18 protein-coding genes are annotated in these 23,833 nt (G+C 58.0%); 5 read left to right on the top strand and 13 right to left on the bottom strand.

Annotated features, from left to right (window positions below; genetic code table 11):
* Position 1: 1 nt before the first annotated feature.
* From ACR0A1_RS17935 to ACR0A1_RS17910, 6 genes are all read right to left on the bottom strand, one after another.
* A complete protein-coding gene (locus ACR0A1_RS17935; protein WP_480868657.1) occupies positions 2-1,450 on the bottom strand; it encodes a biotin carboxylase in 1,449 nt (482 codons plus the stop codon).
* 22 nt (positions 1,451-1,472) lie between these two features.
* Positions 1,473-4,205 carry an aminotransferase class I/II-fold pyridoxal phosphate-dependent enzyme gene (locus ACR0A1_RS17930; RefSeq protein ID WP_480868655.1) on the bottom strand — a complete coding sequence of 911 codons (2,733 nt, stop codon included), beginning with the start codon at positions 4,203-4,205 and terminating at the stop codon, positions 1,473-1,475.
* 42 nt (positions 4,206-4,247) lie between these two features.
* Positions 4,248-5,216, bottom strand: a complete 969-nt coding sequence (locus ACR0A1_RS17925; RefSeq protein ID WP_170407972.1) for a carbon-nitrogen hydrolase family protein — start codon at positions 5,214-5,216, stop codon at positions 4,248-4,250.
* A 130-nt stretch (positions 5,217-5,346) separates the two neighbouring features.
* The gene (locus tag ACR0A1_RS17920) at positions 5,347-5,697 is read right to left on the bottom strand and encodes a hypothetical protein (RefSeq protein WP_170397963.1); all 351 of its coding nucleotides are present in this window, start codon (positions 5,695-5,697) and stop codon (positions 5,347-5,349) included.
* Positions 5,694-6,167 carry a VOC family protein gene (locus ACR0A1_RS17915; protein ID WP_480868653.1) on the bottom strand — a complete coding sequence of 158 codons (474 nt, stop codon included), beginning with the start codon at positions 6,165-6,167 and terminating at the stop codon, positions 5,694-5,696. Before ACR0A1_RS17915 ends, ACR0A1_RS17920 begins: the two co-directional genes overlap by 4 nt.
* A 137-nt stretch (positions 6,168-6,304) precedes the next feature.
* A complete protein-coding gene (locus ACR0A1_RS17910; protein WP_170425413.1) occupies positions 6,305-6,871 on the bottom strand; it encodes a cupin domain-containing protein in 567 nt (188 codons plus the stop codon).
* Positions 6,872-7,020: 149 nt separating this feature from the next.
* On the opposite strand from ACR0A1_RS17910, the gene ACR0A1_RS17905 reads away from it, so the two are divergent.
* On the top strand, positions 7,021-8,298 hold the full coding sequence (locus ACR0A1_RS17905) for a 4-aminobutyrate--2-oxoglutarate transaminase (RefSeq protein ID WP_480868651.1): 1,278 nt from the start codon (positions 7,021-7,023) through the stop codon (positions 8,296-8,298).
* 2 nt (positions 8,299-8,300) lie between these two features.
* On the top strand, positions 8,301-9,776 hold the full coding sequence (locus ACR0A1_RS17900; RefSeq protein ID WP_170609187.1) for an NAD-dependent succinate-semialdehyde dehydrogenase: 1,476 nt from the start codon (positions 8,301-8,303) through the stop codon (positions 9,774-9,776).
* A 59-nt stretch (positions 9,777-9,835) separates the two neighbouring features.
* Here ACR0A1_RS17900 and ACR0A1_RS17895 read toward each other — a convergent pair whose 3' ends face one another.
* The 5 genes from ACR0A1_RS17895 to ACR0A1_RS17875 all read right to left on the bottom strand — a co-directional run bounded on the left by ACR0A1_RS17895 (position 9,836) and on the right by ACR0A1_RS17875 (position 17,071).
* Positions 9,836-11,041 carry an MFS transporter gene (locus ACR0A1_RS17895; RefSeq protein WP_480868649.1) on the bottom strand — a complete coding sequence of 402 codons (1,206 nt, stop codon included), beginning with the start codon at positions 11,039-11,041 and terminating at the stop codon, positions 9,836-9,838.
* A gap of 86 nt (positions 11,042-11,127) precedes the next feature.
* Entirely contained in the window at positions 11,128-12,879 is a 1,752-nt protein-coding gene (gene ggt / locus ACR0A1_RS17890) for a gamma-glutamyltransferase (protein WP_480868647.1), read from the bottom strand.
* 84 nt (positions 12,880-12,963) lie between these two features.
* Positions 12,964-13,395 carry a universal stress protein gene (locus ACR0A1_RS17885; RefSeq protein WP_480615813.1) on the bottom strand — a complete coding sequence of 144 codons (432 nt, stop codon included), beginning with the start codon at positions 13,393-13,395 and terminating at the stop codon, positions 12,964-12,966.
* The gene (locus ACR0A1_RS17880; protein ID WP_170397940.1) at positions 13,392-16,001 is read right to left on the bottom strand and encodes a TRAP transporter permease; all 2,610 of its coding nucleotides are present in this window, start codon (positions 15,999-16,001) and stop codon (positions 13,392-13,394) included. The genes ACR0A1_RS17885 and ACR0A1_RS17880 overlap by 4 nt, the downstream gene beginning before the upstream one ends.
* A gap of 107 nt (positions 16,002-16,108) precedes the next feature.
* On the bottom strand, positions 16,109-17,071 hold the full coding sequence (locus ACR0A1_RS17875; protein ID WP_170397937.1) for a TAXI family TRAP transporter solute-binding subunit: 963 nt from the start codon (positions 17,069-17,071) through the stop codon (positions 16,109-16,111).
* Positions 17,072-17,313: 242 nt separating this feature from the next.
* Between ACR0A1_RS17875 and ACR0A1_RS17870 the strand changes: the two genes are divergently transcribed.
* Genes ACR0A1_RS17870 through ACR0A1_RS17860 form a run of 3 tightly spaced genes read left to right on the top strand, consistent with a single transcriptional unit; the run spans position 17,314 to position 21,064 of the window.
* Entirely contained in the window at positions 17,314-19,704 is a 2,391-nt protein-coding gene (locus tag ACR0A1_RS17870) for an ATP-binding protein (protein ID WP_170397935.1), read from the top strand.
* Entirely contained in the window at positions 19,701-20,318 is a 618-nt protein-coding gene (locus tag ACR0A1_RS17865; protein WP_170397932.1) for a response regulator transcription factor, read from the top strand. Before ACR0A1_RS17870 ends, ACR0A1_RS17865 begins: the two co-directional genes overlap by 4 nt.
* Positions 20,315-21,064 (top strand): phosphate/phosphite/phosphonate ABC transporter substrate-binding protein, encoded by a 750-nt coding sequence (locus tag ACR0A1_RS17860; RefSeq protein WP_480763820.1) that lies wholly within the window; start codon positions 20,315-20,317, stop codon positions 21,062-21,064. Before ACR0A1_RS17865 ends, ACR0A1_RS17860 begins: the two co-directional genes overlap by 4 nt.
* A gap of 127 nt (positions 21,065-21,191) precedes the next feature.
* Here ACR0A1_RS17860 and ACR0A1_RS17855 read toward each other — a convergent pair whose 3' ends face one another.
* Together ACR0A1_RS17855 and ACR0A1_RS17850 are read right to left on the bottom strand one after the other, a co-directional pair.
* Entirely contained in the window at positions 21,192-22,703 is a 1,512-nt protein-coding gene (locus ACR0A1_RS17855; RefSeq protein ID WP_480868644.1) for a heme biosynthesis HemY N-terminal domain-containing protein, read from the bottom strand.
* 10 nt (positions 22,704-22,713) lie between these two features.
* On the bottom strand, positions 22,714-23,833 hold a 1,120-nt coding region (locus ACR0A1_RS17850), incomplete at its 5' end, for a COG4223 family protein (RefSeq protein ID WP_480868642.1).

The following is a 23,833-nucleotide window of genomic DNA, read 5'->3' as shown; positions in this document are numbered from 1 at the left end:
TCTACATAATTTTGAACGCGGGGTCTTCCATCGGCTGTGCCGCGGGCAGCGGTTCAGCCGTATAAGCCGAAGTGATCCCATGAATCCACTTCTTCGATTTGTCCGTCAGTTTAAAGCCCTTGGTCATTGACCGCCCGCGAGTCACGAGGATACCCAAATCAGCGCCCTCATAGCGGTAATCACCGACATTCGAGATACGCAGGAAGAACGCTTCGTTCTCGCCCACCGCGCGGCGGTGATAGTCGAACCGGTCGAACACGACGCGGCCATCTTCCAGCATCTTGTAGATGCCCGATTGTGGGGCCTGCGTGATCCGGTCGACACTGTCATCGGTGTGTTTGATTACCATTTGCGACCAGCTGTCGATCATGTCCGGATCCGCCCAGCGGGCATTCAGTTCCTCGACATCCAGATCGAAGGGCTTCTTTGAAAACTCAAGTAGATGGAACAGAAACAGTGGCGCATCAGCGTGCGCAAAGGCCGCGTGGTTGGTCATCGAGCTGGCGCCAGTGATACGGGGGTTCAATTCGCCCAACCACAGTTCGTCGGTTTTCTTATCGATCAGGAAGTCGAGTTCGAAATAGCCGCGATAGCCTGATTTGCGCAGCTCTTCCCCGAATTGGAAGGTCAATTGCCGCGCCTGTTCACGTGCTTTCGGTGGAAAGGCGGTTGAGAAAATCTCATTCCCGCACCAGCCGCCGCGATAAGGCGTGAGTTCCTTGAAGCCCACAAGCTCAGTCATCAGCGGGCCAACGATGGTACCCTCCGAGGTCGCACAAGCCTCGATCGCCGCCCCGCGACAGTCGATCCGCTTCATGATCTTGATCTCGCCTTCGCCGATGATCTCGTCTTTGTGCTTGTTGAAATCGGCCTCGGACTTGATGAAAAACGTCGTATGGCCACTGTCGCCGAAGGCGGATTGTAGCACCAGATCATTCCCCAATCCGGCCTTTTCGCAGATATTTTTCAGGTGATCATAGCTTTTGACAACGCTCAGCGTGTTGGGCACCGAAGGCACACCCGCCTTATTGCCGATACGGACAGTTTCGATCTTGTTGTCACATTTGGTGCGCAGCTTGGCTTTGGGGAACCACAGCTGACCGCCCAGCTCCTTGACCAGCTTCTCGGTCGTCTCGTCGAACATCAGGAAGACAAACTTGGGCTTGCCACCGCGCCGCTTGACCAGGTCGATGACCTCTTTGTGCTGCAGCAGATAATTGTTGATGTCTTCGATGGACTGAAACTCATCATGCGGCATTTCCGAAGGCACAAACACGTTCGGATGTCGCCCGTCAAAGCAATCCATGTAGCAGATATAGGTGAAGTTCATCACCCATTCATCCAGCCCCAACAGGTTGAAATTGGTTGCCGATACGAAATAGATCGGGTCCTTGTTGGTATGGAAATACCGGCGGATTTCCGAGATGTTTTTCAGCACCTTCTTTGGCATGATTGTTGTCCTCCCTGACCCCTTAGGGGTTCTTTACTGACTTCAAAGCGTCTTCGGTAAAAATGCGCAGGCCCAGATCGGCACGGAACCCATGGATTTCCGAGACGTCCAGTTCCTGCATGAATTTGAGAATTTCAGGGCTGATCACCTGCCCCGGTACCAAAATGGGAAAGCCCGGCGGATAGGGGATCACGAAGGTGGCCGAGACCATCTCTTCCCCGGCTTCGAGCCGTTCCAACATCTCCTTGTCGGGTTCGACATAGTCGCAATTGTCTTCGTCATAGGACAGGAAAAACGCCGTACGGATGTCACCGGCTTCGGTACCTGCCTCACAGCGGAACGCATCGTGGAACCGACTAAAATCGGGCAGAGGTGGGACGTGTTCGCTCAGATTCCTGACGCGCTTTTCAAAGGCCCGTTTTTCCATCTTCGAGGCATCGTCCATCAGATCGTCCAACTCCTTGGCGATCTCGACCAGAACCTCGATCAGATAAGCGACCGAGCTGCGTGTGGTGCCGATATTGGTCATGAACAACACGGTATTGCGCGAGGTCTTGTTGATCTGGATGCCGTATTTATCCATCAGGATTTTGGTCTTGAACGTATCCCCATCCCAGCCCGTCGCGCCTACATGCAGCGTGATGCGGGTGGCATCCAGAACAAACTCGTCCTTGGCCCAGCAATCCCAAACATCGGCCCAGCCCTGATCGGGATCGAAATAGCTGGTCATGCCGCTTTCGCGGTACTGTTCGGGGATCATGTCGCCCGCCGTGACCAGCTTGAAATACTTCCTGAGCAGCGGATGCGTTGTCACCGCCCGGCGGATTGCCATCGCGCTTTCGACCTGCCGCTGGACGAACTCGTACCCTTCGATCTCGACCTGTCTGCGCCCAACATCCAAAGAGGCGATGATCTGGTAATTGGGCGAGGTCGAGGTGTGGGTCATATAGGCCTCGTGAAACGCCTCTTCGACCGCACCTTTGAACTGCTGGTCATTGACATGGATCATCGAACCCTGCCGCAGCGCAGTTAGCGTTTTATGCGTCGACTGCGTGGCATAGACCCTAACGCGTGCATCGGGCGGTGCGAATAGGCGGGTGTTCAGAAGGGTTTCATCATCCGCGCCCTTCAGTTCCTCCTGCTGTTTGGCATAAGCCTCGGCATGTTCTGGGGTGCGGAATTGTTCGCGCAGGATATTGGCCGATCGCATCGCGGTACGTACGCGCGAATTCGGGGCAAAGCGCGCGTAACCGAACCACGCCTCATCCCACAGGAATACAAGGTCCTTTTTGATCGCCAGACATTCCTGCATCACCCGCTGCACGTTGTAGACGATGCCGTCGAATGTGCAGTTGGTCAGCAGCACCATACGAACCTGATCCAGCTTGCCTTCGGCCTTCAGGGTCAAAAGCTTGTGCTTGATCTCTCGGATCGGCACCGCGCCATACATCGAGTAATCGTGCAGCGGATAGCTGTCCATATAGACGACGCTCGCCCCCGCCAGCACCATGCCGTAGTGGTGCGATTTGTGGCAATCGCGGTCGATCAGCACGATATCTCCGGGCCGTACCAGCGCCTGCACAACGATTTTGTTGCAGGTCGAGGTGCCGTTAGTCGCAAAAAACGTCTGTTTAGAGCCGAATGCGCGGGCTGCGGCTTCCTGCGCCTCTTTGATCGGACCTTTGGGTTCCAGCAGCGAATCCAGCCCGCCAGACGTGGCCGAAGTTTCCGCCATGAAGATATTTGATCCGTAGAATGCCCCCATGTCCTGAATCCAGTGGCTTCGACTGATCGATTTACCCCGGCTGATCGGCATTGCGTGGAACACGCCCGTGGGCTGTTTTGAGTATTCCTTGAGCGCCGTGAAGAACGGCGTCTTATAGCGCCGCTGCACTCCGCGCAGGATGTTCAGGTGCAATTCCAGAAAGTCTTCCTGATTGTAGAACACCCGCCGGCACAGGCCCAGATCGAGACCGGCAATATCTTCCGCCGAACGGTCGGTGATTAGATAAGCGTCCAGCTCGGGGCGCAGCATGCCGATCCTGCGGCAGGTTTCAGGGCCGTATTCCGAGGGGGACAGCGCATCAAGATCGGCGCCCTCGCCATAGAGGCTGATATAGCGGCCCAAAACATTGGTTTCGTTCTTGGACTTCAGGCTAAGGCCCGGACGAACGATGACCGCCTGTACATTCTGGTTGAACAGGACCCCGATCAGAGCATCCTCGACGCTGGGGACCACAACGGTTTCATAGATGAACGGATCTTCGCTGCGGCGCATCCGTTGCAGGCTGGTTTGCAGGAACCGTTCCTGATGTTCGTTGACCTTGTCAACGATCATCACCTCGAAATATGGGCGGCCCAGCGCGCGGGCTTCATGGCTTTGGGTGGACTCGTCCTCAAACTCATCAACCTCGGTCTCATCCGCGATCAGCGGGATCGAGCGGCGACGATACGCCCCTGAGGTCAGCGCCCGCGACACCCGGCGCACGGCGGTTGAGAAATCGCCAAAGTTGCCATGGTCCAGCAAACGGCGCAGATAGTCGAACGCCGATCCGCCCGGAAAAGCGAAATACATCTCGATCGGGGCCAGCGCCTGCAGCAACTGCCGTGCCCGGTCCCGATCTTTTTCGTTACCGCCCTGATCCAGAGACTCGGCCGTTTCCCGCAGCGCGCTCCATCGGTCTGCCCTCAATTGTGAGGCGCTGTAGTAGTCCGAGATAGTGTGGAGCTTTTCGCTATCGGAAATGCCGTGCATGAAATTTTTCCTTTCTGCCGATACCGAAAAGCTGAGCCGGTATCAGTCTGTGCCAGAGCGCCCTTTGTAGAGATACAGATTGTCGGGCTTGGTCGCGGCGTCTTCAGTATATCCCAGCGCCGTTCTGGGGTCGGATGCAGCGACGCCCGCAACGTCGCCTTTCTGCGGAATGCGCAGCGGGCCGAGCGTGTGCAGATAGGCATCCGCCCCGCTAGTACGGTCATAGACCGGGAACTCCGCCTCGCGGTCGCGGAAGCTTTTGAGAACCTGCCCCAGACCTTTCAGTCCGACCTCGCGTTGGCGGCGGACCTGATCAAGATCGATCTCGATAGGGAAGATATCCTCCTGTCCCGCAGACTGGTGCAGCACGGTGGCCGAGGGATCAACGACCAGTGAGCGGCCCACGCCCCCGGCGGCCAGCCCGTTCACGTCAAACACGTAGCATTGGAACTGCGCAGCGGTCGCCTTGGCGATCGACAGCTCGGCCTCGCGGTCGGTTGTGCCGGTCAGAACCGGGTGCAGAAGAACCTCGACCCCTTGGCTGGTCAGGTGGCGGGTGGTTTCGGGGAACCAGATGTCGTAGCAGATCGACAGGCCAAACCGGCCCACATCCGGCACATCAAAGATGCAGAATTCGGTACCCGAGGCGATGTTCTGTTCATAAGGTTTGAACGGGAACATCTTGGAGTATTTTGAGACGATCTCACCTTCGGGGTTGATCACCACCGAGGTGTTAAAAATCCGTCCATCTTCGTGCTTTTCGAACATCGAGCCGGGGATCAGCCAGATCCCATAACGCCGAGCGGCATCCTGAAAGCGCGACAGGTCGTCATTGGGAAAGGGCTGGGCAAACCGGTCGAGCGGACCATGAGGCGCCAGTTCGCTGAACAGGGCCATCTGGGTCCAGGGGAACCGTGCCATCATAATGTCGATCCGGTGCAGCATCGCGTCGACATTCGACTGCAACGCACCGACATGCATCTGGATTCCGGTTATCGCAAAAGGGGTCATTTTTCGTTTCTTCTCATTTTCTTGCCGATTGCGACCGCCGATTTGATCCGGCGTTCTTCATCGGAACATAAAACCGTGTGGTCACGCAAGCCTGCTGTCCTCAGGCTATGGTTTTCCGAGGCGACTGCCCTCATACTGCGGCTTCCTCGGCGGTATCTTCTGCCTGCGGTTCCACAAAATCGATGTCGTTGCGAACCCAGAAGAACCGGAATCCGCAACTGCGCAGCCATTTCTCAAGCCGATCAAGGCTGGACCACTCCCGCCGCAGCCCGCGCGTGGATTCGACCAGCGCCCATTGGCCATCGACCAGAAAGTATACAGTCCAGGTATTGGGATGCGCCGAGTGGTTGGCAAAGCCACCGCTGATCACCTCACGCGCCGTGCGAACGGCGACCGGATAGTCGCCGATGCGACCCTCAGCCGCGAGAATGGCCAGATCGTTTTGACGGATCGTGAATGTGGGAAGGGGGGCGTCGTTCATGCAGCCTCGATCTGCGCCGCGTCCAGCAGCGCTTTGCGCCGTTCACTGATATCCGCTGGCTTCAGGTTTTCGACGCGGGTCGCCAACGTCCAGACATGACCGAACGGATCGGCAATCGTGGCGCAGCGTTCGCCCCAATAGGTGTCCGCCGCCTCAGCCATCAGGCTGGCACCGCTTTCCAACGCGGCTGCAAGGGCAGTGTCCACATCTTCGACATACATATGATGCCCAATTGATGTAACTGTGCCCGGAATGGCGGGGCCGTGCGCACCCCATCCGGCGGTGACAAACAGCATCGAGTTGCCGATCTTGATCGAGGCAAAGCCGGGGGCCTCATCCGCGTCATAGGCCTGTATCTTCGCATCAAAGGCACTTTCGTAGAAAGTTAGCGCGGCATCGACGTCGGCGACGGCAAGCGATGCGGTGCAGGTGCGATAGCCACGTGGCAGAGTGGCAGGTTTCTTTTTCATTCCGGTACTCTCTGAATTGGGCGGCGGACACCCTGGATTATCTGCAGGAATTTCCCGCACTATGCATCATACTGTGGATCAAACCAGGAGATACTGCAACACTATGATGCATAGTGCTGAAATTTCTGCCGTGATGCTTAGAATGTAGGCGGAGTGCAGGCGCTGATGACCCGGCAAACTTCGGGGCCGACCTGCCTGAACCGGTGCGGGGTGCGGCTGTCGAAATAATAAGCATCGCCCGGTCCCAGTACCTTGCGCTTATCGCCCACGGTCACCTCCACCCGACCCGAGATGACAATACCGCCCTCTTCCGCCTCATGCCCGTACATCACGCGACCGGTGTCAGCCCCTAACTCGTAAGTTTCCTGCAAGATCATCATCGCGCGACCATGCAGGTTTGATCCTACCTGCCGCAGAGACAGCCCACCCTTTCCGATCTCAGTAAGTTCTTCTGAGGCATAAAACACGGTCTGCTCAGGTTCGATTTCGAAGGAAAAGAAATCGGACATGCCAATCGGTATGCCTTGCAGAATACGCCGTAACGCACCAACCGATGGATTCATCTTGCCCGACTCGATCAGCGAGATGGTTGAGTTCGGCACATCCGACTTCTTGGCCAGCGCCCGCTGAGATAAGCCTGCACGCTCTCGCAAGGTTCGCAGGCGCAATCCGAGGGTCAAATCCTCTTGGCTGGTGTTCTTCATGTTCAGTATCCGCAACACTTGATCCTGCCGGGACGGTAAATCAATGGCTTATGAATCACAAGAAACAGGCTTTCGCTTGCAGGCGCAGATACTACAGTCGCGCAGTCAAACATACGGGCACCGCGCCCGGAAACGGGAAAGGACGCAAGATGCTGAACGCTCAGATTGCTGAACGCCGGAATACCTCGATCGCGCAGGGCGTGGGGATGCAAACGCAAGTCTATGTGGACCGTGCCGTGAATTCCGAGGTCTGGGATGTCGAAGGCAAACGCTATATCGATTTCGCCGCAGGCATCGCCGTTGTGAACACCGGGCATTGCCACCCCAAGGTGATGGAGGCTGTTCAGAAACAGGCCGCAAACTTCACCCATACCTGCCATCAGGTTCTGCCTTATGAGAATTACATCCGTCTGGCCGAGCGCCTGAACGAGAAAGTGCCCGGCGACTTCACCAAGAAAACCGTCTTTGTCACTACAGGTGCCGAGGCGGTCGAGAATGCCGTCAAGATCGCGCGTGCTGCCACTGGCCGCCCGGCTGTAGTGGCCTTTGGCGGCGCTTTTCACGGCCGCACCTTCATGGGCATGTCGCTGACCGGCAAGGTTCAGCCCTATAAAGCGGGCTTCGGCGCGATGATGCCCGATACTTATCACGTCCCGTTCCCGATCGATCTGCATGGCATCTCGACCGAAGATTCGCTGGGTGCTTTGACTAAACTGTTCAAGGCCGATCTTGATCCGGGCCGGGTGGCCGCGATCATCATCGAACCGGTTCAGGGCGAAGGTGGCTTCTACCCCGCTCCGGCTGAGTTGATGCGTGGTCTGCGCGCGCTTTGCGACGAACATGGCATCGTTCTGATTGCCGATGAGGTACAGACCGGCTTTGCGCGCACTGGCAACCTGTTCGCGATGGACGCTTATGACGTCTCTGCTGATATCACCACCATGGCCAAAGGTCTGGCCGGTGGTCTGCCGCTGGCCGCCGTCACCGGTCGTGCCGAGCTGATGGACGCCGCGCACCCGGGTGGTTTGGGCGGAACCTATGGCGGCAACCCGCTGGGGATCGCCGCCGCCCATGCTGTGATGGATGTGATCGAGGAAGAAGACCTGTGCACGCGCGCCAATGAGCTGGGCTCGCGCTTGAAACAGCGTCTGGAATCGATCCGTTCCCGCACGCCCGAGATCGTAGATATTCGTGGTCCGGGCCTTATGGTTGCGGCCGAGTTCAACACGACCGACGGCAGCGCCCCGAATCCCGATATGGCAAACACCATACGGGTCGAGGCATTGAAGCGTGGATTGATCCTGCTGACATGTGGCGTATATGGGAACGTAATTCGTTTCCTCGCGCCGTTGACGGTGCAGGACGAAATCTTCGCCGAGGCCATGGATATCCTCGAAGCCTCGATCGACGCTGCCAAAGGAGCCTGAACATGCTGGATACCAAAGTGACCAAGCTGGAGCTGAAAGATCCCAGCCTTCTGGAACCCCGCGCCTATATCAACGGTGAATGGGTCGAAGGTGAGGCAACGTTCCCTGTCTACAACCCTGCAACCGGTGATCTGATCGCCAATGTGACAGATGTCAGCATCGAAGGCACAACACAGACCATCGATGCAGCTTACGCTGCGAAGAAGGAATGGGCTGCTCAGACTGGCAAGGAACGCGCCGCCATTCTGCGCAAATGGTTCGACCTGATGGTCGAAAACGCAGACGATCTGGCAACCATCCTGACCGCCGAGATGGGTAAACCCTGGCCCGAGGCGCGCGGTGAAATCCTATATGGCGCGTCCTTTATCGAGTGGTTCTCGGAAGAGGCCAAGCGTGTTTACGGCGACGTCATCCCCGGCCACCAGCGCGACAAGCGCATCGTGGTGCTGAAGCAGCCCGTGGGCGTAGTGGGATCAATCACGCCTTGGAATTTCCCCAACGCGATGATCGCGCGCAAAGTTGGCCCGGCGCTGGCCGTGGGCTGTACTTTTGTGGCGCGCCCAGCGACGTTGACGCCGCTGTCGGCGACGGCGATGGCGGTTTTGGGTGAACGTGCAGGTATACCGGCGGGCGTGTTCAACGTGATCCCGGGCACCGACAGCTCAGGCGTCGGTAATGAGCTTTGCACCAATGACAAGGTCGCCAAGATCACCTTCACCGGCTCGACCCGTGTAGGACAGATCCTGATGCGTCAGGCGGCGGGCACCATCAAGAAGATGTCGCTGGAACTGGGCGGTAACGCACCATTCATCGTCTTTGACGATGCCGACGTGGATGCCGCCGTGGATGGCGCGATGATCGCGAAGTTCCGCAACAATGGCCAGACCTGCGTCTGTGCCAACCGCATCTATGTGCAGGCGGGCGTCTATGACGAGTTTGCTGCCAAGCTGGCCGAGAAGACAAAATCTTTGAATGTCGGCGACGGCTTTGGCGACGGCATCACCACAGGTCCCCTGATCAATCAGGCGGCGGTCGACAAAGTTGAAGAACATATCTCGGACGCGGTTTCCAAAGGGGCGACTGTAACGCTGGGCGGCAAACGCTCGGATCTGGGTGGGACATTCTTTGAACCCACCGTTCTGACTGGCGTAACCCGCGACATGGTTGTGGCAAAGGACGAAACCTTCGGCCCCGTCGCTCCGCTGTTCAAATTCGAGGAAGAAGACGACGTCGTCAGCATGGCCAATGACAGCGAGTTCGGCCTGGCCTCGTATTTCTACAGCCGCGATCTGGCGCGCGTCTGGCGTGTGGCCGAGGCGCTGGAATCGGGCATGGTGGGCATCAACACTGGCCTGATCTCGACCGAAGTCGCCCCGTTCGGCGGTGTCAAACAATCCGGTCTGGGCCGTGAGGGTTCGAAATACGGGATCGAGGATTTCCTTGAGATGAAGTATCTCTGCATGGGTGAAATTCAGTAAGCGCCTCGTGCCTTGAAAATTCAACGCACTCGCAGTCCGCTGCGGGTGCGTTTTTCGTTTCAGACCGATGCGTGCCCGCGCAGACGGAACACCAACGGCATCATCACCAAGACCAGAGCCGCCGAGAAAAAGAACGGTGCGCCGGGCAGATAAGTGCCTTCGCCATCGACCGACGCCTGAAAGATGCCGGTCATCACCAAAGGCGACAGAACCGCAGCGACAGAAGACAGTGACGCAATGACTCCCTGCACCAAGCCCTGCCGGTCTTCGTCCGCCTGGTTTGAGGCCATAGCCGTGATCAAGGCAGGCACGAGGTCGGACAGCGCGGCAAGCAGAATAAAGATGACAAGGGCCGTAACCGTTACGGTAAACCCAAAGCCGATCATTCCGACCAATGCCGATACCATCCCCAGCAGCAGGGTCCGGTAATCGCCGATCCAGCGAATGAAGACCGGCATCAATCCGGCTTGGACGAAGGCCAACAGCACGCCGTATGCGGCCAGCGACAGGCCGATATACAGCGTGGACCAGCCAAACACCTCTCGTATCCAGAAGGCCCAGAGGGTGGGGTAGACCATGTTGGCAAATTCAAAGATGAAAATGCACAGCAGCGGCACTGCCAGCCCCGGAAAGCGGAAGGCGTCAAAGATCGATTTGAACGGGTTCAGGTCACGCTTGCCAAAGGGGCGGCGTTTTTCTGGATTCAGGCTCTCGGGCAGGACGAAGACTCCGAACAGGGCGTTGGCGGCGGACAAAACCGCGGCAATCCAGAACGGCGCAGTAATGCTGATCCCGGCAGCGATGCCGCCGATGGCTGGGCCAAGCACAAACCCAATCCCGAAGGCCGCCCCGATCAGACCGAAATTCGCCGCCTTCTCGGTCGGTGAGGATATGTCAGCGATGTAAGCCGTTGCGGTAATATAGGTCGCCCCCGCAAGCCCCGCGAGCGTTCGCCCCAGAAGAAGCAGCCAGAATGTTTCGGCCAGCGCCATGATCACATAATCCAGCGCCAACATGGTCAGCGCTGCGATCAGGATCGGCCTGCGGCCAACCGCATCCGAAATGCTACCCACGATAGGTCCGCACAGGAACAGCGCCCCGGCATAGGCTGCCATCAGCAGCCCGCCCCAAAATGCCCCCTGCCCGGTATCGCCCGCACCGACGCGATCCATCAGGTCGGGCATGATCGGGAACACGATGCCGATACCGATGGCATCAATCATCAGCGTGATCAGGATAAAGGTTATCGCGCGGCTTTTGAACATACCGCCCTATCGGACGAGTACGCTGTTAAAGCAAGAGAAAAGGGCTGCGTGGTACAATTGTCCAAAAGCCCTTTTGCGGTTCGCCTTTATTGGCCTAGTGCCACGCCTTCGCGGCGCGGATCAGCCGCTCCGATCAGCTGGCCATCCTTGATCAGGATGGCGTGAAGCCCACTGTTGAGATCGACCTGTTTGACCTCATGCCCCTTGGCTGTCAGAGCATCAGCGAATTCAGCAGCGGATGTCCCCTGCTCCAGATCCATCGCAGACCCGTTGCGATGCACAAAATGCCCGGTTTCGATGGCATCCTGCGGGTCCATTTCCCAATCCAGGATCGCAATGATCGTTTTGGCCACATAGTTGATGATGCGGCTACCACCGGGTGAGCCGATCAGCAGATAGGGCTCACCATCCTTCATCACGATGGTTGGTGACATCGAGCTGCGCGGGCGTTTGCCACCCTCAACGCGGTTGGCCACCAGACGGTCGCCATCCTTTGGTGCGCGGTCGAAATCGGTGAGTTCGTTGTTCAGCAGGAAACCCCTCACAAAAACCCGGCTGCCAAAGGCGGTCTCAATAGTGGTCGTCATCGACAGCGCGTTGCCGTACTGATCTCGGATCACGATATGGCTGGTGCCGGGACGACCCGGGTTTTGCGAGGGCGCAAACAGGGCGGTGTGATCACGTGGCGGCTCACCTGCCTGACGCTTCTCGCTGGCTGCAGCAGGGTCGATCATCTCCGAGCGCAGCTTTAGATAGTCCGTGTCCAGCAGACCCTTGACCGGTACATCGATAAAATCGCTGTCGGCCATGTAAAGCGCGCGGTCGGCATAGGCCAGCTTGGCGGCCTCGGCATAGAGATGCGCCATCTCGGCGTTCCACCCAGTGCCTTCGAGGTCAAAGTTGCTGAGTATCCCCAGAATCTGGCCCACGGTCAGACCACCCGAGGTGGGCGGACCCATTCCGCAGACATCGTAGCCGCGATAATCGGCGCAGACGGCGGGGCGGATTTTGACGCGGTAGTCGGCCAGATCTTCAAGCGTGATGTTGTTTTCCACCTTGGATGTGGCATCCACTGCCGCCACGATATCTTCGGCGATGGGGCCGCTATAGAAGGCGCCTGCGCCCTGAGCGGCCAGAATGCGCAGGGTTTCGGCAAACTCGGGGTTCCGTAGTAAGGTTCCAGCCTGCAGCGGCGTGTCATCTTCGTTGAAGAAATACGCTTTGCCCGCCGGGAACACACCGACTGAGCGCTCACGTTCAATCGTGCTTTGGATCGAGTTTGCCATGCGGGGCGAAACCTCAAACCCCTGCTCGGCCTGATCGATGGTAGACTGGAACAGCGAGGCCCAGTCTTTCTTGCCATAGAGGTTATGGGTCACTTCCATCAGGCGCAGAATGCCCGGAACGCCAACAGATTGTCCGCCTACAACAGCTTCGGGCCACGGCATCTTTTCACCGTCCGGTAACAGAAACCGTTCAGGCGTGGCTTTCGCAGGGGCTTTTTCACGCGCATCAAAGGTGGTCAGAGTTTTAGCCGACGCATCCCAATACAGCATGAACGCACCACCGCCGATGCCCGATGATTGCGGTTCAACCAGATTGAGCATCAGCTGCACGGCAATCATCGCATCTGCGGCTGTGCCACCTGCGGCCAGCACATCATATCCGGCTTTGGCAGCAATGGGATTGGCGGCCGAGACCATGAACTCGGTGCCAGTCACCGAGTTTTTGTCCTCCCAACCATAGCCATATTCCGGCGCAGGGTCCTGCGCATTGGCCGCGCAAGCGACAACACCCAACGCCAGAACGGCGCCGGTTTTCATGAATGTCTTCATCATAGAAATCTCCCGGTAAGGATCTGCGAGATTGGCTACTGAGTAACAAACTTCAAATGGCAGATTCTCAGCTTAAATCCGATCGATTTACCGCACAACATATACTGACGTGTGCGAATGCCTCACGACCCGCGCCGCATTCGGACCAAGCAAATAGTCTTTCAAGTCAGGCTTATGCGCGCCGATCACGATCAAGTCCGAGCCCGCGCCTTCCGCGGTTTTGAGGATCTCCTGATAGGCGCTGCCAGTTGCCACCACATGACGGACTTTGGCGTTGCGCTCTTCCCCCAGCGTGGCGGCGCAGAGGGCGACCAGCTTTTCATGAGCCTCTTCAATCACCTTTTCGTGGTGGTGGGGCTCAAAAAAACTGCTGACGAAACCTTCGCCATAGTCGGGTGTCACGGTCACGACATCCAGCCGCGCGCCATCCATTTCGGCCAGCGCTGCGGCGCGTTCTAGGACAGCAACATCAAGATCGCCATTGCTGATATCCACGGCGCACAGAATAGCTTTGGTCATGCGGGTTCTCCCTGTTTTGCGGCACGGCCGCGCTGGAGGAAGGCGACAAGACCCAACAGGATCAGCGCCGGGATAAAGATCAGCTCTTTCGCGGGCTGGCTTTGCGGGGCCTGAATGCTGGTGATGCGAACGGCATCGTCAGCATAATAGTCGAACATGTCCAGCTCATCCGCGACCGGCGTACCGAACATCGGCTCGTCGAGCTTGACCAGACCATCCTCTTCCAGCGTCATCAGGCCCAAAGCGTCAACGCGTGCTGTACCGTCGGCTCCTTCCGGAATGTCCAGAACAACGGTGGTTTCGGTCATGTTGCCGGTGTCAAAATCCGGGCCCGCGACTTCGATCCGCATGGTGCTACCTGGCGCGGCCTCACCCACGGCCTGCGTCAGCTGTGCCGGTTCGATCTGCGCAAAGGGCGGTGCGATGCGGTTCATGAAGAAATCCGGACGGAACAGCGCAAAGGCGATCAGAATCAGCGCCACGCTTTCATAGATGCGGTTCTTGGTCAGGAACCAGCCCATGGTGCCGGCAGTGAAGATCAGGATCGCGATGGTCGCAGAGACGGCCACCAAGATTCCCTGTACCCAGCCCACATCGATCAGCAACAGGTCAGTGTTGAAGATGAACACGAAAGGCAGTGCCACCGTGCGCAAGCTGTAGAAGAAGGCGGTAAAGCCCGTCTTGATCGCGTCCCCGCCCGAAACGGCGGCGGCGGCAAAGCTCGCCAGACCAACCGGCGGTGTCACATCAGCCATGATACCGAAGTAGAACACGAACAGGTGCACCGCGATCAGCGGCACGATCAGCCCATCCTGCGCGCCCAATTCCACGACCACACCCGCCATCAGCGAGCTGACCACGATATAGTTCGCCGTGGTCGGCAATCCCATCCCGAGGATCAGGCTGAGCAGACCCACCAACGCCAGCATGGCGATCAGGTTACCGCCTGACAGGAACTCGACCAGATCGGCCATCACTTGGCCCACGCCGGTCAGCGTCACGGTGCCCACGATCACACCCGCAGTGGCGGTGGCCAGCGCGATACCAATCATGTTGCGCGCGCCGTCGATCAGCCCGTTCCACAGGTCGACGACACCGGCCTTGAAGGCATTCGCCGTGTCACTTTCACCCCGGAAGATCGACTTGAGCGGTTTCTGCGTCAGCAGGATCACGAACAACAGCGAAGTCGCCCAGAAGGCTGATAGGCCCGGTGATTTCTGTTCGATCATCAGGAAATAGACCAACACGATGATCGGTAGCAGGTAATGCAGACCGGCCTTGTAGATTTCGGCAATTACCGGCAGTTCAACCTCTTTGGCATTAGGATCGTCAGGCACCAAGTCCTCTACTCCGGAAGCCAGCCAAAGCAGGATCAGATAGGCCAAAACGATCAGCGCCGACAGGACCAGACCCGACGCATCGGGCATGAGCGCGACAATCGCTTTGATCGGGTACTGGATGCCATAGCACAGCCCGGCAAAGCCCACGAAGAACAGCGCCATTCCACCGATTGTGCGCCCCATCGAAACGACGCGGTCGCCCAGCGTCGGCATGTTCCGCTTCACCGCTTCAAGATGCACAATGTAGACCAGCGCGATGTAGGAAATCGCAGCAGGCAGGAAGGCGTGGGTGATCACCTCAACGTATGAGATGCCCACATATTCCACCATCAGGAAGGCAGCAGCGCCCATCACAGGTGGCATGATCTGGCCGTTCACGGATGAGGCAACCTCGACCGAGCCCGCTTGTTCGCTGGAAAAGCCCACACGCTTCATCAGTGGGATAGTGAAGGTGCCGGTCGTGACAACGTTCGCAATGGACGAGCCCGAGATCAGGCCGGTCGCCGCAGAACCAACAACAGCCGCTTTGGCCGGGCCACCGCGCAGGTGCCCCAGCGCGCCAAAGGCCATCTTGATAAAGTAGTTGCCCGCGCCCGCCTTATCCAAAAGCGCGCCGAACAGCACGAACAGGAAGACGAACTTGGTCGACACGCCCAGCGCGATGCCAAAGACACCTTCGGACGTGATCCACATATGGCTCATCGCCTTTTGCAGGCTGGCACCTTTCCAGCGGATCACCTCGGGCACCCACTCGGAGGAACCAAAGAAGACGTAGGCCAGAAAGATCGTGGCGATGATCGCCATTGCCGGGCCAAGCGCGCGACGCGCGGCCTCGAACAACAGCAGCAGGCCAACAAGGGCAAACCACTTGTCCGTATCGTCTGCCAGCCCCCCGGCATCGACGATCTTTTGATAGAAGAAATAACCATAAAGCGCCAGAAATGCGCCCACGATCCCCATGATCCAATCCTGAATCGGGATGTAGTTCCGCGGGCTGGATTTCAGTGCCGGATAGGCCGAAAAGGCCAGGAACATCGCAAAGGCCAGATGAATCTGGCGTGAGTTGTTCACTACACTGCCCGGCAGCAGATAATTCGATAGGGGAGAGGCCAGAACGACCTGAAACACCGACCACAAAACCGCAACGATCGCCAGAAACAGCCCGACATTACCCGCCGGATCACGCGCGCCTGCGTCTGATGAGGCAACCAGTTCCTGAAGCTCTTCTTCGGAAAGAGGGCGATTGCCCTGTGTGTCGGAACTCATGTTGGTATCTCCCTGTCCTTCGGCCTTGGTTTTTACGGCCGTCTTGTCTCCGGTTTAGCCCGGATATGAATCGGGGCGCCCCGAAAGGCGCCCCGTGTCAGGTCTGGTTACTGAATCCAGCCTTTTTCTTTGTAGTACTTCTCAGCGCCCGGATGCAGCGGTGCCGACAGGCCATCCGCAATCATTTCTTCCGGTTTCAGGTTGGCAAATGCCGGGTGCAGCTTTTTGAAGTCATCGAAATTCTCGAAGACCGAGCTGACAACCGCGTAAACCGCGTCTTCCGACACATCTGCCGAAGTCACGAAGGTCGCGCCCACACCAAAGGTCGATGTGTCACCATCCGAACCGCGGTACATGCCACCGGGGATGGTTGCGGTACGGTAGAACGAGTTGTCGCCCACCAGCTTGTCAACCGCGTCACCACTGACATTCACCAGAACCGAGTCGCACGCGGTGGTGGCTTCCTGGATCGAACCCGAGGGGTGACCAACGGTGTAAACCATCGCGTCGATCTGGTTGTCGCACAGGGCAGCCGACTGTTCAGCCGCCTTCAGCTCGGTCGCCAGTTCGAAATCGTCTGTGGTCCAACCCATTTCGCCCAGCAGCACTTCCATGGTGCCGCGCTGACCGGAACCGGGGTTGCCGATGTTGACGCGCTTGCCCTTCAGGTCTTCGAAATTCGAGATACCCGCGTCGGCACGCGCCACAACCGTGAACGGCTCTGGGTGTACCGAGAACACGGCACGCAGGTTCTCAAACGGGCCGGCTTCTTCGAATTTCGAGCTGCCGTTGAATGCGTGGTACTGCCAGTCCGACTGTGCCACCCCAAACTCAAGCTCGCCTTCGCGAATGGTGTTGATGTTGTAAACCGACCCCCCAGTCGACTCCACCGAACACCGGACCCCGTGCTCTTTCCGGCCCTTGTTGACCAGACGGCAGATCGCGCCACCCGTCGGGTAATAGACACCCGTAACGCCGCCAGTTCCGATCGTGATAAATTCTTCAGCATATGCCGCTGGTGCCATCAGGGCCGCCGCGGCAAATGCGGTGATTGAGGTTTTCTTGAACACTTTGACACTCCTGTTGTCAGTCTTTTTTGATCTGTGGGGTGCCTGAAACCTTTCAGAACACAACAGAAAAAATCGCACTGGAATCAGGCCCCCCGATGATAAAGAGGAAAGCGAAACCAAACAGCAGGTGTCTATACGGTAGATTACGTATAGGCTTGGATTCAGATATAGGGGAAAGAGGGTAACTGATCACATTCTGTGACTGTGATACCGACCCGTGCAGAAGGTCGTTTGGACAAGAATTGAACTACGCAGGGCAACAAGAAATACGCCAGGACCACACTGAGCCAGCCCGCAGGCGAAGATCGCTGCGCGCCACGCTTGCGCTGTGTTTGGGTGGGCTGCAGTTCATCGCCATCCTTTCGGTGATCCTGTCGACCTTTGTCAGCTCGGAGAACGCGCTGTTGCGGCAATCCCGAACATCGCTCAACGAAGTCAGTGTCAATGTCATCGGCCAAGTCAAAAGTTTTCTGAACCCCGCCCGGCAGGCCTTGGATGCAACTCGGCGACTTGCTGAAAATGACGTACTGGATATCAGCGATCCTGGCGTATTGGAAAGCCATTTTTTTCAGCAGCTACAGGTCGCGCCTCAACTCGCAGGGATGTATCTGGCCGATGCGACGGGCAGGTTTGTCTATGTCATGCGCGCGGAAGAGCCCGGACGTTATCGCACCAAGTTCGTTCCGCCATTCCTGCCCGGCACCGCGGAACATCCCGCCGATTTCCAATGGCGCAACGATCAGTTCACATTGCTGGAAACGGCCACTACCCAGACTGACACCTATGAAGCGCGCACCCGGCCTTGGTTCAGAATGGTGACCGAAGCCAAAGCACCGATCTGGACAGAGCCTTATATCTTCTTCACCACGCGCCAGCCGGGGATCACTTATAGTGTCCCCATATTGGACGATACCGGAGCTATCCGTGCCATTTTGGGTGTCGATATCCAGATCGACGCCCTGTCGGGGTTCCTGCTGGACATCTGGTCGGAACGACGCGGTGCCGCGCTGGTTCTGAACGAAAATGGCGCGGTGCTGGCGCATCCAACGCTGGTGCTGATCCGGCAGGAAGCACATATGGAAGCGCCCGAGCTGACGCGTGTGGACCAAATCGCAGACCCCATCGCGCAAAAGGCGTTCGGAGATGTCGTGCAAACCGGTCTGAGCGACACGGAAGGACCGGTTCATACCGATTTCCAGCTGAACGGTCAGGACTATGTGGCGATGCTTATCGAGGTGTCCGAGCCGGGGCTGCGTTGGTTGATCGGGCTTTATGCGGCCGAGGACAACTTTATTGGCGAGATCAAGAAGAACCGGACGCAAGGCGTCTGGATCGCGCTTGCCATTGCCATTCTGACGGGCGCAATTGGTTTGGCCATGGCCGACCGGATCTATGCCCCTGTGCGCACCTTTGCCAGCCAGAGCCAGCAATTGCGCAGCGGAGAGATCACCACCGAAGAAGGCCTGCACAGCCCCTATCGCGAGCTGGAAGATACCGGTGCGGCTCTGACACAGGAAGTTCGACAACGGCAACGGTTCGAAACCGCCTATGGCCGCACCTTCGATCTGGCCTCGCGCGGGATGGCGCAGATCTCGCCCGAAACGGGGCGGTTTCTGCGGACCAACGAACAGCTGTGCGATATCATGGGATATCAGCCGGATGAATTGGAGAGGATGACGCTGGCCGACATCCTGCCGGAAGACGAACAGCAGATCGCGGTCAAGTTCCGCGAAACCCTGCTGCAGGATTCCGAGTTCATCGCCGAGAACCAGTTTATCCGAAAAGACGGATCCCCCATCTGGTTGCGGGTCAATGCCATCCTCATCCGCGATGAAAGCGGGACCCCTGATCATGCGGTTGCCATTATCGACAACGTCAGCGATCGAAAGCAGGCCGAGGATGAAGTAAGCCGCCTCAGCCGCGATCTGTCCCATGTGGCACGGGTCAACCTGATGGGCGAGATGGCCTCGGGGCTGGCGCATGAGCTGAACCAACCGCTAAGCGCGATTTCCTATAATGTCGACGCCGCGAAGATCACGCTGGATGAAATCGGCGATCCCGATCCTGAGGTTATAGAAATCCTTTCGGATATCGACCGACAGTCGCGCCGTGCGGGCGACATCATCCGCGCCCTGCGTGATGTGGTGCGTAAGGATCGCGGACGTCAGACTCCGTTTGAACTGAACGGGTTGATCCGGCAAACCGTCAGCCTGATGGACGCCGAGGCGAAGTTACACGAGATCAAGCTGCTTTATGAAGAAACCGACCTTCCTCTTGTCATCGGAAACCGGACGCAGATCGCTCAGGTTCTGGTTAACCTGTTGCGCAACGCGATCGACGCCTTGGCCCTGGATCCGGATGGCAAGGGTAAAATCACCATCACTACAAAGACTAGCGATGAACTGGTCGAGGTGCGGGTTGAGGATAACGGGCCCGGGATTAGCGATGGTGTCACCTTGTTCAACTCGTTTGACACCCAGAAGACCGACGGGATGGGGCTGGGCCTGTCCATTTGTCGGACCATCGTCAAAGCCAATGACGGAGCCATTTGGTACGAGCCTACTGAGACGTCCGGGGCGCGCTTCTGTTTCACCCTGCAGCGCCGCGATCAGCCCAAGGAGGATCACGCATGACCTTTGAGCCGCTGGTCGTCTATATCGTCGATGACGATGAAGATGTGCGCGTCGCCTTATCACGCTCGCTCAGCAAACGCGGACTAAGGGTCGAGCATTTTGCCGATGCGCAGACATTTCTGAATCAGGTGCATGAGGACGCAAAAGGTTGCCTGATCCTGGACTATGGCATGCCCGGCATGGACGGGCTGGAATTGCAGGAACATCTGAACCGGCGCGAGTCGACCATACCGGTCATTTTCATCTCGGGTCATGGCGGCATTCCGGAATCCGTGCGGGCCACCAAGGCGGGTGCAATTGATTTTCTGGAAAAACCCTTTGACCTGCAGGTGCTGATCGAACGGATACAGGCCGCGTTTGAAATAGGCGACCGTCTGCGCGCCGAGAAATCGCGACGTCAGATGCTTGCGGATAAGCGCAGACTTTTGACCGACCGCGAGGAGCAGGTCCTGCAACATATTCTGACCCACCCCGCGCGCACGTCGAGCAAGGAGATCGCAACTGCCTTGGGTATCAGCCCCCGCACGGTAGAAATTCATCGCGGGCGCATCCAGCAGAAGGTCGGCGTGAAAACCACGATAGAGCTGTATGAACTGTTCGGGCAGATGCAATGATCGCAAGCCTGATGATGTATGCCCGCCCTCAGCTTGATGAGGCACATCTGCGATACTGGAGCCTCATCCGTGACAATCTGAACCGCGCCGGGATCGAGAGCCCTGAGCATCTGTCGCAGGACGTCGAGGAATTCTCGGTCTGGCAGCACCCGGAACTGGTGCTGAGCCAGACTTGCGGCATGCCGTACCGGACATGGCTGCACGATAAGGTCGCGTTGGTTGGCACGCCAGACTATGGTCTCGACGGGTGCCCGCCCGGCTATTACCGCAGTGCTCTGGTCGTACGCGCCGATGATCCACGCACAAATCTGATGGCGTTTCGGGAAGCGGTGTTCGCTTACAACCAGACATTTTCGCAATCTGGCTACGCCGCGCCTTATTGGCATCTTGAGCCGCATGGCTTCTGGTTCAAGCACCGTGTGCAAACCGAAGGTCACCTGAGGTCGGCGCATGCCGTTGTGGAAGGTCACGCAGATATCGCCGCCCTTGATGCGGTTTCTTGGCGATTGATGGCTGAGTATGAAGAGTTTGCCGCATCTCTGCGGGTGTTAGAGTGGACGGACCCGACGCCTGGCCTGCCATTGATCACTGCGGAGGGTAACGATCAGCAAGCGATTTTTACAGCGGTTGAACGGGCAATTGCGCAGTTGGATGATGCGGATCGTACTGCCTTGGGGATCAAAGGTCTCGTGAGGATTCCGGCCGAACGTTATCTGGACGTGCAAAACCCGCCGGGATCGGTTTAGTCGTCTTGTGTGCCGGTGTCGCCGGCGACAGCCGGTGTCATATAATGGCTTTGGTCGCCCTTAATCAAAATCGGTGGGCCGGGTTGTTTAAGCTGCGGAACGACGCTTTCAACGCCGAGACCGCGCGTTAGGTCTGTCGCGCGACTTCCTCCGTGACCGGCTCGGCCTTTCCCTCGATCAAGTCCTCTTCGACCGGCTCTTCAAGTGACTCTTCAGCACTTTCTTCAGGTTCCTCTGCCTCTTCAGCCTCTGATTGATCCTCAAGCGCGCCAACGATCAGAGGCAGCATGTGCACACCCGTCGCACTAGCAATCTCGGGCGTCTGAGGCGTCTGCCAGCTGAGCGTATCGAAGCTACCGCAGTTCTGGCATACCGGTCCCCATTCAGGCTGAATGTCGTGGCAATTGGTGCAGACCCATTGCGGCCCGCGCGGTGCGTTCAACGCCTTGGCCAGCCAACCCTGAACCACCGCGTCCGAGGCGCCCTCGCCCCGTTCAATCGCAGCCATCAGCGTGTAGGCCCGTGCATCCCCCTGCTTTTCGACAACATCACCCAGCGCGCGTCGCGCTTCGGGGAAGTCTTCGGCTACGATGTTCAGCTCGGCCAAAATCAGGCGTGTTTCCATATTATCTGAATGAATGCGGGTCAAAGCGGTGAACCGCTTGATCCGCTGTTCAGGTGTTTCGTCTGGCACAATCTCGGCAAAGGCATGGGCCAGATCGGGGTGAGGTTGCACTTCCCACGCCTTTTTCAGAATCTTGGTTGCTGCACGCGGTTTGCCCTTTTCGATATAGGCGCGCGCGGCCATGGCGGCTGCCGGGACAAGATCGGGTGAAAGGCGGTTTGCCTCAATCGCATGTTCCTGCTGTTCGACCGTCGCCGTGTCGTCCAGCAGCACTTTGGCCTCGGACAAAGCCAGGACTGCGTCGCGCCGCTTGAACACATCGCGCGGCAAATACCCGGCCTTCAGCTTCGAGGTCAACGTGGACCGCGCACCGGCCCAATCCTGCGCTTTGGTCTGCAGGTTCAACAGCACATCCTGCGTTTCTTCATGCCGGGGTTTGAGGGCCAGAGCCTTCTCGGCCAGCTTGCGCGCGGTTTCATCATCGCCTTCGGCCAGCTTTTGCTTCATGATCCCGCGCACACCGACAAATCGCGTGGCATTGTTGGTGACCAGCTTCTTGTAAGTCTCGGACGCTTTCTTGGTATCACCAGTCATCTCGGCTGCCTGCGCCACCAGCAAATTGGTCAGTTCCGGATTGTTCAGCAGCTTCTCGGCCTTATGGGCCTTGGTCATTGCCACGCGCCCCTCACCCGAGGCCAGCGCCATCAACCCGTCCGCCAGAGCCTGATATCCCCGCTTTTCCCGACTGCGATCGAAATACCGTGAAAGGGCGGTTTCATCACCATTTAGGAATTTCAGCGTGGCGATCAGCAGCGTAAGCAGCTTGAAGAACAGCCAGACCGCAAACACCAACACGCCCAGCGCGATCACCGATTGCAGCGGGCCCAGTGTGTATTCGGTGCCTGCGACGGTGATCTGCACGCCGCCGGATGATTCCATCAAGAACCCGGCACCCATGGCCAGCAGGCCGATAATCGCAACAAAAACGAGGATCTTTAACAATGACCACAGCATGGCAGGTCCTTCAGTTCGAGTTCAGGCTTGAAGCAAGCGTGTTTGCGGCCTCGACGGCAGAGGCCCGTGTCTGCGCCGCCTGCTCCCAATCCGCCAATGCGGTCTGCGCCGCTTCGGGCAAGGATTTCAGTTCGGTCAACGCCTTAGTGACATCACCATCCGCCAACGCCGCCTGAGCACGCGACAGGACCGCGTCCGGATCGTCGCCCTCTTGCGGGGTCACCGACCGCGCGCCTGTCTGGCGCTGCAAGAAAGCAACCAAGCCGGTGCCTTTATCAGCATCACGGGCATCCGCCAGTGCGGCGCGGGCTGCGGGGGCAAACGAGCTGCGCAGCGCGGAAAGCGTCTCAACTCCGTCCTTCGAAGATGCAGCCAAGGCATCGGGTACATCGACACCACCGGCTTTCAGTTCAGAGACCAAATCTTCATAGGGTTGACCGGCATCCAATTGACCATGCAAACGCGACAGGATGGCAGCGTTGGTCGCCGCGCGCGCTTCGGCCGAAGCTTTAGCCTCTAAAGCCTGCGCGTCTGAGACCATCTTTTCCACTTCGCTACGCTGAGCGGCCAGAGAATCCTGTAGTTTCTTCAATTCTGCCTCGAACGCGGCTGTGGCCTCGGGCGAGACATTTGCTTCAAGCGGCTGCTTCTCAAGCGCGGTCAGGCGTTCCTCAAGCGGGTCGACCTTACCGGTCAGGCCATCAACACTGCTCTTCACGGCAGTCAGATCGCTTTCGACCGGAGCAAGCTTATCCGACAACGCCTTGATCTGATCTGACAAGCCCGAGACATCGGGGCCTTCAGCAAGAGTTTTTGTCAGTTGGGCAATCTGATCGGATTGTTCCGCCAGCTTCGACTCGAGCGCGGAAATTGCGTCCGAGCTATCTGCTCCTTGAGACAATAACCCGCTGTTGCCTGCAGCAAATCCGAGGCCTGCAGCAATAACCCCGCCCAACAAAGCCGGAACAAACCCGCCGCGTTTTTCGACTGTGCGTTCGATCACCTTTTCTTCGGTCGGCTCGGCCCTGTTCAGGGCTTCGGCTTCGGCTTCGGCTTCGGCTTCGGCTTCGGCTTCGGCTTCGGCTTCGGCTTCGGCTTCGGCTTCGGCTTCGGCTTCGGCTTCGGCTTCG

This window comes from Ruegeria sp. D6 (genome assembly GCF_056534365.1).
The sequence above is the reverse complement of the archived record's forward strand: the minus strand, read 5'-3'. Positions and strand labels throughout refer to the sequence as shown.

What these genes read in the sequence shown, in the direction of transcription:
- ACR0A1_RS17935 (WP_480868657.1), bottom strand. Translation starts at nt 1,450, where the DNA reads ATGCCAAAGAAGGTGCTGAAAAACATCTCGGAAATCCGCCGGTATTTC.
- ACR0A1_RS17930 (WP_480868655.1), bottom strand. Translation starts at nt 4,205, where the DNA reads ATGCACGGCATTTCCGATAGCGAAAAGCTCCACACTATCTCGGACTAC.
- ACR0A1_RS17925 (WP_170407972.1), bottom strand. Translation starts at nt 5,216, where the DNA reads ATGACCCCTTTTGCGATAACCGGAATCCAGATGCATGTCGGTGCGTTG.
- ACR0A1_RS17920 (WP_170397963.1), bottom strand. Translation starts at nt 5,697, where the DNA reads ATGAACGACGCCCCCCTTCCCACATTCACGATCCGTCAAAACGATCTG.
- ACR0A1_RS17915 (WP_480868653.1), bottom strand. Translation starts at nt 6,167, where the DNA reads ATGAAAAAGAAACCTGCCACTCTGCCACGTGGCTATCGCACCTGCACC.
- ACR0A1_RS17910 (WP_170425413.1), bottom strand. Translation starts at nt 6,871, where the DNA reads ATGAAGAACACCAGCCAAGAGGATTTGACCCTCGGATTGCGCCTGCGA.
- ACR0A1_RS17905 (WP_480868651.1), top strand. Translation starts at nt 7,021, where the DNA reads ATGCTGAACGCTCAGATTGCTGAACGCCGGAATACCTCGATCGCGCAG.
- ACR0A1_RS17900 (WP_170609187.1), top strand. Translation starts at nt 8,301, where the DNA reads ATGCTGGATACCAAAGTGACCAAGCTGGAGCTGAAAGATCCCAGCCTT.
- ACR0A1_RS17895 (WP_480868649.1), bottom strand. Translation starts at nt 11,041, where the DNA reads ATGTTCAAAAGCCGCGCGATAACCTTTATCCTGATCACGCTGATGATT.
- ggt (WP_480868647.1), bottom strand. Translation starts at nt 12,879, where the DNA reads ATGATGAAGACATTCATGAAAACCGGCGCCGTTCTGGCGTTGGGTGTT.
- ACR0A1_RS17885 (WP_480615813.1), bottom strand. Translation starts at nt 13,395, where the DNA reads ATGACCAAAGCTATTCTGTGCGCCGTGGATATCAGCAATGGCGATCTT.
- ACR0A1_RS17880 (WP_170397940.1), bottom strand. Translation starts at nt 16,001, where the DNA reads ATGAGTTCCGACACACAGGGCAATCGCCCTCTTTCCGAAGAAGAGCTT.
- ACR0A1_RS17865 (WP_170397932.1), top strand. Translation starts at nt 19,701, where the DNA reads ATGACCTTTGAGCCGCTGGTCGTCTATATCGTCGATGACGATGAAGAT.
- ACR0A1_RS17860 (WP_480763820.1), top strand. Translation starts at nt 20,315, where the DNA reads ATGATCGCAAGCCTGATGATGTATGCCCGCCCTCAGCTTGATGAGGCA.
- ACR0A1_RS17855 (WP_480868644.1), bottom strand. Translation starts at nt 22,703, where the DNA reads ATGCTGTGGTCATTGTTAAAGATCCTCGTTTTTGTTGCGATTATCGGC.